This window comes from Rugamonas violacea (assembly GCF_016461825.1).
Taxonomy (GTDB): Bacteria; Pseudomonadota; Gammaproteobacteria; order Burkholderiales; family Burkholderiaceae_D; genus Rugamonas.
On record NZ_JAEMNU010000035.1, the window covers coordinates 50,120 to 51,959 of the forward strand.

1 protein-coding gene is annotated in these 1,840 nt (G+C 73.8%); it reads right to left on the bottom strand.

Going from position 1 to position 1,840, the window contains the following annotated elements; all coding sequences use genetic code 11:
• Positions 1-1,840, bottom strand: a 1,840-nt coding sequence (locus H7U20_RS07340) for a type IV pilus assembly protein FimV (protein WP_199518952.1), incomplete at both ends; no start/stop codon positions are given.

Genomic DNA, 1,840 nt, shown 5'->3' on the forward strand with positions numbered 1-1,840 from the left:
CCGTTCGGCGCCGGGGCCGGGGCCGGCGCCGCCGGCAGGTCGAAGTCCATCAGGTCCAGGTCGGCCAGCGGATCGTTGGCCAGGTTCGGCAAGGCGGTCGCGGCGGCGGCCGGCGCCTCGGCGCGGTCCTCGGGCAGGTCGATGCCGAAGTCCATGCTCGGCTCGTCGTTGATCACCGCCGGCGCCGGCGCCGGGCTCGGGCTGTCGAAGGCCAGGTCGAAGGCCGATTCCTCGGCCGTCACGACGGCCGACGGCTGGTCGGCGACGGCGGGGGCCGGCACCGGGTCCAGGCCCAGGCCGCCCAGGTCGAAGTCGAGCAGGCTGTCGGACGAGGCGAACGCGGCCTGGTCGGCGGCCGGCGCCACCGGCAGCGCCGTTTCCAGTTGCCGATCGCTGCCGAAGTCCATGCCCTGGTCGAGCGGGGCGGCGAAGTGGTCCGGCTCGGCCAGGCGCTCGGCCGGCGTGGCCGCCGCGGCGGAGACGGCGGCGACCGACGGACCGGCCGCGTACAAGGGGTTGTAGGGGTCGAGCGCCAGGCCCAGCGCGACGGCCTGGGCCCAGTCCTCGCCCTCGCCCCGGGTTTGCGCGTACAACTCGCTGGCCTGGGTTTCGAAGGCACGCGCGTCCTTGCGGGTGGCGTAGATTTCCAGCAGCTTCAGGCGCACGGCGCTGCGGTCGGGATGGCTGCGCAGGGCTTCCTTGAGGATCTCTTCGGCCTGGGCGTCGCGGCCGTAGGCGATGTAGACGTCGGCCTCGGCGACCGGGTCAACCTCGTTGGTGTCGAGTTGGCTGGCCGAGGGCGCGAAGTTGGAGTTGAAGACGCTGTTGCTGGTGTCGACGCTCTCGCCGCCCGCTTCGGCCACCAGCGGCGCGGCCGGCGGCGCCGGCTCGCCCAGCAGGCCAGGCTCGGCGGCGGCCTCGCCCTGCTGCTTGCGGCGGCGCGAATAGACCACGGCGCCGATGCCGGCCAGCAGCGCGGCGGCGGCCACGCCGATGGCGTTGAGGTTGTCCATGAGGGTGTCGGCCAGGCTGGGCTCAAGCGAGCGCGGCGGCACGACCAGGGTCTTGATCGGCGGCGGCTGCTTGGCCTCCACCTTGGCCGGCGGGTTCAGCTCGATGGTCGGCGTGCCGCCGGCCGAGGCCGAGGCCGAGGCCGAAGCAGGCGCCTTCTTCTTCTCGGCGGCGGCCTTGCTCTTGACCGCCATCAGCTTCTCCAGGTCGCTGACGTTCTTCTCCAGTTCCTTGACGCGGGCGGCCGCCTCCGCCATCTGCTGTTCCTTGGCGATCTTGTCTTCCAGACTGGCGGCCGGCTTGCCGTTGGCCGCCGCCGGCGTCGCCTTCGACAGCTTGAGCTGGTCCTTGGCCTCGTTGGCGGCGGTGGCGCGCTCCTCGACCTTGGCGCTGATCTTGCCGCCGGCGCTCTTGGCCGGTTCGGCTTCCTTGGCCGGCGCGCTGGTGGCGACCTGGCCGGCCAGCTTGTTGCGGTAGGCGTTGAAGTCGGCCGCGTGGGCCACCACCACGCCGTGCGCCTCGCCGTCGGACGCGGCGGCGGCGCGGATGGCGTCGGCGTCCGGCAGCGCCAGGATCTGGCCGGACTTCAGGCGGTTCATGTTCTTGCCCGAGAAGGCCTCGGGATTGGCGCGGTACAGCGCGACGAGCATCAGGTCGAGCGACACGTCGACCGGCTTGAGCTGCTTGGCGATGCGGCTCAGGCTGTCGCCGGGCTTGACCTTGTAGCCGTCCTCGGCGGCCGGCGCGGCCGCACGCGGCGCGCGCGCAGCACGGGCCGGGGCCGGCGCCGCCGCGGCGGACGTTGCGGCGGCGGCCGGGGCGGCGGCGG